General features: G+C 38.0%; 8 protein-coding genes. 3 read left to right on the forward strand and 5 right to left on the reverse strand.

Annotation, left to right across the window (positions count from 1 at the left end; all coding sequences use genetic code 11):
- Positions 1–26: 26 nt before the first annotated feature.
- Genes MWU32_RS04915 through MWU32_RS04925 form a run of 3 tightly spaced genes read left to right on the forward strand, consistent with a single transcriptional unit; the run spans position 27 to position 2,745 of the window.
- Positions 27–848, forward strand: coding sequence for a rhomboid family intramembrane serine protease (locus tag MWU32_RS04915; RefSeq protein WP_246938239.1), 822 nt, complete (start codon positions 27–29; stop codon positions 846–848).
- Positions 845–1,717: a rhomboid family intramembrane serine protease gene (locus MWU32_RS04920; protein ID WP_246938240.1), complete on the forward strand. Its 873-nt coding sequence runs from the start codon at positions 845–847 to the stop codon at positions 1,715–1,717. Before MWU32_RS04915 ends, MWU32_RS04920 begins: the two co-directional genes overlap by 4 nt.
- A 5-nt stretch (positions 1,718–1,722) precedes the next feature.
- Positions 1,723–2,745, forward strand: a complete 1,023-nt coding sequence (locus MWU32_RS04925; RefSeq protein WP_246938241.1) for an endonuclease/exonuclease/phosphatase family protein — start codon at positions 1,723–1,725, stop codon at positions 2,743–2,745.
- Between the two features lie 244 nt (positions 2,746–2,989).
- On the opposite strand, the gene MWU32_RS04930 is transcribed toward MWU32_RS04925, so the two are convergent.
- The 5 genes from MWU32_RS04930 to MWU32_RS04950 all read right to left on the reverse strand — a co-directional run.
- Positions 2,990–3,304: a DUF6122 family protein gene (locus MWU32_RS04930; RefSeq protein WP_246938242.1), complete on the reverse strand. Its 315-nt coding sequence runs from the start codon at positions 3,302–3,304 to the stop codon at positions 2,990–2,992.
- Positions 3,304–3,924 carry a WbqC family protein gene (locus tag MWU32_RS04935; protein ID WP_246938243.1) on the reverse strand — a complete coding sequence of 207 codons (621 nt, stop codon included), beginning with the start codon at positions 3,922–3,924 and terminating at the stop codon, positions 3,304–3,306. Before MWU32_RS04935 ends, MWU32_RS04930 begins: the two co-directional genes overlap by 1 nt.
- Before the next feature lie 41 nt (positions 3,925–3,965).
- Complete coding sequence (locus tag MWU32_RS04940; RefSeq protein ID WP_246938244.1) at positions 3,966–4,544, reverse strand: hypothetical protein; 579 nt, start codon at positions 4,542–4,544, stop codon at positions 3,966–3,968.
- Positions 4,545–4,557: 13 nt separating this feature from the next.
- On the reverse strand, positions 4,558–6,105 hold the full coding sequence (gene lepB / locus MWU32_RS04945) for a signal peptidase I (protein ID WP_246938245.1): 1,548 nt from the start codon (positions 6,103–6,105) through the stop codon (positions 4,558–4,560).
- A gap of 109 nt (positions 6,106–6,214) precedes the next feature.
- Positions 6,215–6,722: 4-hydroxy-tetrahydrodipicolinate reductase (locus MWU32_RS04950; RefSeq protein WP_246938246.1), on the reverse strand; the 508-nt coding region annotated here is incomplete at its 5' end.

Consider the following 6,722-nt stretch of genomic DNA (forward strand, 5'->3'; position numbering starts at 1 on the left):
TTAATTAAAGAAAAGATCAAAAAAGAATGAGAGGAATTACAGATACGGTTAAGCATTTGCTCATCATCAATGTATTGATGTTTATTGGGACCCTTACCATACAAAACGGTATATTTTACAATTGGTTTTCACTATATTTTCCAGTAAATGATTCCTTCAAAATTTGGCAGATCGTTACCCATATGTTTATGCACGGCAGTGCGATGCACATCTTGTTTAATATGTTTGCCCTTTGGATGTTTGGTGTTGCCGTAGAGCATCAATTAGGCTCTAGTAAATTCCTTTTTATCTACATTTCGGCAGGATTGGGCGCGGTATTATTTCAATTGGGATATAACTATTTTGAGTATTATAGTGCGTATCAATATATTGCAGATCTCAATTTAAGCTCTGAACTCATTCATAAAATTGCCAATATAAATGCTACTGAGGGAGGGTATATCAAGGGGCAGTTATTTCAGAATAAATTACTTCCTATACTTGCTGAATATAATGTCAATCCTAATGTGCTCAATACACAAACATTCAGTGCATTGTTTGAAATGAATATTGCTGCCAGTTCAAGAATGGTTGGTGCATCGGGTTGTATCATGGGGGTTCTGGCCGCATTTGGGATGATGAATCCTGAGGCGAAATTGATGTTGATATTTTTACCTATCCCTATCAAGGCTAAATATTTTATTCCAGGCATTATTCTGTTGGATGTAATTTCTGCTATTTCTGGACAGTCATTTTTTAGTCCGAGCAATACCGCTTATATGGCCCACGTTGGTGGTGCGCTTACAGGCTTTTTGATCATGTGGTATTGGAAACGAACGCAGTTCAATAAAAACCGTTGGGATAGATGAAATCATTAAATCACGATATTCAAGAGAAATTGAGGCATCTCAATGTACTTGAAAAGATAATTGCTATCAATGTAGTTGTTTTTTTGGTTGGGCTACTGCTTTCACTCATTGTTAAGTCGAGTGGAAGTTTGTACTGGCTGGAATTGCCTAAAGATGCTGGCGATTTTCTCTTTAAACCTTGGAGTATCATCACCTATGGCTTTACCCATTATGGGTTTTTGCATATTCTGTTTAATATGATGGTGCTTTACTTTGTTTCGCAAATGATGCTCAATTTATTCAGTCCTAAACTTGCGTTGAACATATATTTCTTAGGAATCATTCTGGGTGGACTCTTTTTTCTTTTTGCCTATAATGTGCTTCCTCAAAATTATTTGAAACCTGCTGGTGCTTTAGTTGGGGCATCTGCTGGGGTTAGGGCATTATTGATTTTTTTGTGTGCCTATATGCCGAACACTCAAGTAAGATTGATTGTATTCAATATCAAACTATGGCATCTTGGAGTTGCCCTTGTGGTTTTTGACGTTATTGGTCTTTTTGGATCGAACCAAGGCGGCAATATTGCCCACTTGGGCGGTGTAGCTTTGGGGTATTTTTATGCCACTCAATTGATCAAAGGAAATGACATAGGGAAGGGCTTCGAGAAACTTATGGACAGTGTTGCCAATCTTTTTAAAGGGGTGAAGAAATCGCCGTTAAAAACAGTCCACAAACGGAAGTCAAGTACAGTTGCAGGACATAAAAAATCAGAGTTTAAGGAGTTTAATAAGCAAAAGCAAATTGATCTCATCCTAGATAAGATAAGTAAAAGTGGTTATGAAAGCCTAACGGAGGAAGAAAAAGCTTTTTTATTTAAGGCTAAAGATTGAAAATCATGAAAAAACTAAACCTTATTGATAAGCTTTTGTTTTTCTTAAATTCAATTGCGGCGACCACTCTCTTACTGGCCTACATCTTGCCGTACATTGAGCCTAAACGTTTCGCATTTTTATCCGTATTAAGTCTCACGGTTCCTTTTTTAATTATTGTCAATCTTTTATTTGTAATCTACTGGCTTTTAAAAGTCAAAAAACAACTTTTATTATCCCTAATTGTTCTTTTGATTGGTTTTAACCACGTGGTGTCTTTATATAAGATTTCATCATCAAAACAGATAGATGATGTTGACAATATTGCCGTCATGAACTACAATGTACGCTTGTTCAATGTTTTTAAATGGATTCCGGGCATTGATGCAGCCGAGGAGATAAGTCGGTTTATTGATGATAAAAAACCGGATATCATCAGTATGCAAGAATATAGACCTGATGATGGGTTGGAGATAAAAGAATACTTTAGGTTTGAAGCCGTTGGAGGAAACAAAATTAGAAATGGTCAGGCCATATTTTCTAAGTTTCCCATCATCAATACGGGATCCATTGAATTTCCAAACACCTATAATAACGCTATTTTTGCTGATGTTGTGAGAGGCAAGGATACGATTAGGATATATAATGTGCATTTACAATCTTTAAAAATTGATGCGAGTACAGATCCACTGAAAAATGAAGCCGCTGAAAATCTATTTAGGCGTGTTGGCAATACATTTAGATTGCAACAGGCACAAGCTGATTTGTTTTTGGAGCATAGGGCCACTAGTCCCTATAAGACGATTGTTTGTGGCGATTTCAATAATACGGCCTATTCTTATGTGTATAAGAAAATTAAGGGCAACGATTTTAAAGATGCCTTTGTGGAAGCAGGAAATGGTTTTGGACGTTCCTTTGATTTTAAGTTCTTTCCGGTGCGGATCGATTTTATTCTCGTAGATGATCATTTTGAAATCAACGGATTTCGAACGTATGATGTTAAACTTTCAGACCATTTTCCAATAATTAGCAAGGTGAAGGTGAGGTAGTTGGCAGTTTTCAGTAAACAGTCTTCAGTTGGCAGTTTTCCCGCCCACGCTACAGCTGCGTACGGGCAGGCAGTTGGCAGTCTTCAGTCTGAAGCCTCAATTAGATTTAGATTAAGTTTCTCCCGCAGATCAGCACAGAAACAATTTAGCAACAACCACGTTTTTCTCAACTATTTTAATTGCACTTAAAAAATCTAAAATCTAAAATCTAAAATCTTATATCTTGAATCCTGAACCCAAAACCTCAAGCCGTCATCATCCAGCAATCCGTTGCGTCTGCTATCATATGAATGACCAATCCGATGCCCAAAATCCGTGTCTTTTTAAAAAATAGAAATCCAACATAAACAACCATCGCATAATAAGTGTGAAGAGGATGGAAATTGATACTGCAGCGTCCAGGGTCGAAAAGAGGCGTTGCCAAAAGATGATCAAGGTCGATGAGCATGGTCGCAATCATTATTAAATAAGCGGATTTCCAGTTGGGTCTAAAAAAGAAGAAGGCTATTACCAAGGGCAGCCCAAAATGAATTCCGTAATGTATAAAGGATTGCAGCATTATACGGGCAATTGTTGTTTTTCAAGATATAATAAGGCGTTCGGACCTTCGTTGAAAATCAAATCCAGAACGCTCAGATTTGAAATAAATCCGTATTTGTCATCAAACACCTGCACATACGGTTTCAATGGCTGTTCAGTCTCTTTTCGATGATTGACTAAATATCGGAAATCTTTTTGGTGTGTAGGATTCAGTTCAAATTCAGACGTGCTTTCAAGCTTCAGTTCGTGTTGAAGGCATTCCATAATGGCATCTAAGCATCTAAAGTTAAAATCCATCAAGTTGGTTGTTTCTTCAGTGAAAAGATGGGTTAGATCGTGCTCGTAAAATTCAAAAAACGGCGAACTACTGTAGGCAGATTGAATCGATTTCCAATGTAAATCCTGCCATTTTTCATCATTTGATATATTAATATCTTTGTAGAGCTGCCTGTTTTTTTGAGAATAAATCACCGGAACGGTCAACGGGATTTTACCTTGTGCACCATAGATGGTCATTCGGTTTCTATAGGTTTGCTTCTGATAATTATCGCAGACTTCAAAAATCACCTTTTCGGCCTGAATCATCGCAACACATTGTGCAATGCTCGGGAAATAGGTAGGGTGAAGTAGAATGTCCATAATCAAAAGTGTAATTTAAAATCCTTCGGAAATGCGATTTATTAATACCATATTTCAGAAAGATATACAATTCCAACAATCCAACCTAAGTAAAGAAGCGTATAGGAAAACGAATAGACTGCTGATGCCCATATACTTCCTTTTGTTGCTGCCGATTTATTAAAAACAAATTTTAGAGCCCTAAAGAATACCCAATAGAGCATTGCCAAAATGATGAATATTGAGATCCAAAAAACGGCTTCCAATAAAATTAAAAGTATAACTAATAAAATGGTCATTCCTATCCATAGCAAAACAGAAATTATCAAACCTCCGATTCCATCTCCAGCTTGAATAGTCGGTAATTCTGGTATGGTTCCTGATTGCGCGATGATCTCTCCCTTTTTGAAGGCTTTAAACTTTGGAAAATCATCCGATAAACCTATGCCTATATAAAGTCCGTATAACATAAACAGGAATAGAGCCGCACCAATGATCAACAAGGACAAGTAAAAGTTTGAAGTAATACTCCTGTTATAATTTATTCCTGTGAGGTAAACGGTCAAACTTGTAATGCCAATAACACATAGGGAAATAATGAAAACTGATTTCCCTTTTAGATATTTCTGTGGGATTTCCAACCGTTAACTATGTTTATTGTTTATTTGCTCTCCTTTTGCGCCAGGCATTGAATCCAAACCAAACACCTAATAACACTAGGAATGGAATAAAGTAGGAGACCAATTTCCCATTACCACCAACGGTGGTGAAAAAGCGTTCCCAACGCGGATTTTTAATCCCATCCCAGCTCATCCATACGAGTACAGGTTTTCCTACGACGTGATCAAAAGGCACAAAACCCCAGACTCTGGAATCCTGTGAGTTGTGACGGTTATCACCCATCATCCAATAGTAATCCTGATTAAAAGTGTACTGATTGGTGACTTGACCGTCAATACTGATCTGGTTACCGTTTACAGAAAGGTCACGGCCTTCATACACATCGATGACACGTTTGTACAAAGGAAGGTTTTCGGCGGTTAAAGTGATGGTTTTTCCTTTCTCCGGGATATATAAAGGACCGAAATAATCATTGTTCCAATCATAGGCAGGATGCATCGGAAATATTCCAGAGTCACGATTGCCCAAAGAGTCCTTACGGATTTCTATCGATGCAATATTTGGATGGTTTTTTGCCCTCGCTACCGCTTCTTCAGTCGCTGCGGGAATAATCCAAGTCTCATTTTCTTGATCATAGCCTAGGCCATCGGTCATGTCAAATCGCTTCAGGATGTCATAGACCTGCGCATTTGAAGTGATTTGACCTTTAAAGGCAACATTGTACGAAAATTGAATTCGAGCACGGTCGTTCAAGACATTTTGTTTCCCATTTATGTACACATAGCCATCTCTAATGGAGAGGGTATCGCCTGGTAATCCTACGCTACGCTTTACATAATTGGTCTTTTTATCGATGGGTTTATAGTAGAACTTATCGGTATGTCGCATGTCTAACATGGTATCAACCGGCCAGTTGAAAACCACAATATCATTGCGTTTAATCTTTTGAAAACCAGGGAGCCTTAGATAAGGCAGTTCAGGTTTGGAAAGATAAGATTTGATGTTCAGCACAGGGATGGTATCATGTACCATCGGTGCCGCCACTGTGGTCATTGGAAGTCTCGCCCCGTAATGGAATTTGCTCACAAATAGAAAGTCGCCCACCAACAATGTTTTTTCCAAGGAGGACGTCGGAATGGTAAATGGCTGTATAAAGTAGGTATGGACAATCGTTGCCGCCACAATGGCGAATAAAATAGAGCTGATCCAATCTCCTGCCGCCGATTTTGGATGCAAACTACGGTCTTTGACATGTTCAACATCTGCAATATAATTCAGGTAATAATTGTAAAAGCCTAAAGTAACCAACGCTAAAACCGTATCTGTCGTTGAATTTCTTCCGAAACTCCTAGCGGTTTCAACCCAAACCACTGGAAACATGATCAAATTGACAATGGGTACAAAAAGTAAGATGGTCCACCACCAAGGTCGGTTAATGATTTTCATTAAAACCACAGCGTTATATACTGGTACGAAAGCTTCCCAAGCCTGTCGGCCAGCTTTAATGTATAATTTCCATGTACCAAGTCCGTGTATGACCTGTATCACGAAAAAGAAAATAAACCATTCTGTAAATGTCATCTGATCGTCGTTATTAATTTGAAAATTAAGGCGTTAATAGTTAGGTTTTAAAGCCCGTTTAACAAATATATTGTAAATGATAAATCGTAATTAAAAAATCGTTAATAAGTTAACCAATGTTTAACACATCTTTCATTGAGAACACACCTTTTTTTCCTGCAATCCATTCTGCGGCAATCACGGCGCCAAGCGCGAAACCTTCGCGGTTATGGGCCGTATGTTTAATTTCTATAGTATCTACTGATGAGCTATAGATCACTTCATGGGTTCCCGGGATATTGTCAATGCGTTTGGAATTGATATGTAAGTCTTGCTGTGATTTTGCGGCATCAAGCGTCCAAGTGCCGTATTTTGAGTTCTTAAGAATTTCTTCCGCCAAAGTAATCGCGGTACCACTTGGGGCGTCCAGTTTTTGAGTATGATGAATTTCTTCCATACTGATGTTGTATTGCGGAAGATTTGTCATGAGTTTAGATAGCGTTTTATTCAATTCAAAAAAGATATTTACACCTAAACTAAAATTGGAAGCATAAAGAAAACTTCCATTTTTTTCATGGCATAAAGCGACCACTTCATCATAATGTTCTAACCATCCCGTTGTTCCTGAAATAACAGGA

It is taken from the genome of Gelidibacter sp. F63206 (genome assembly GCF_023015735.1).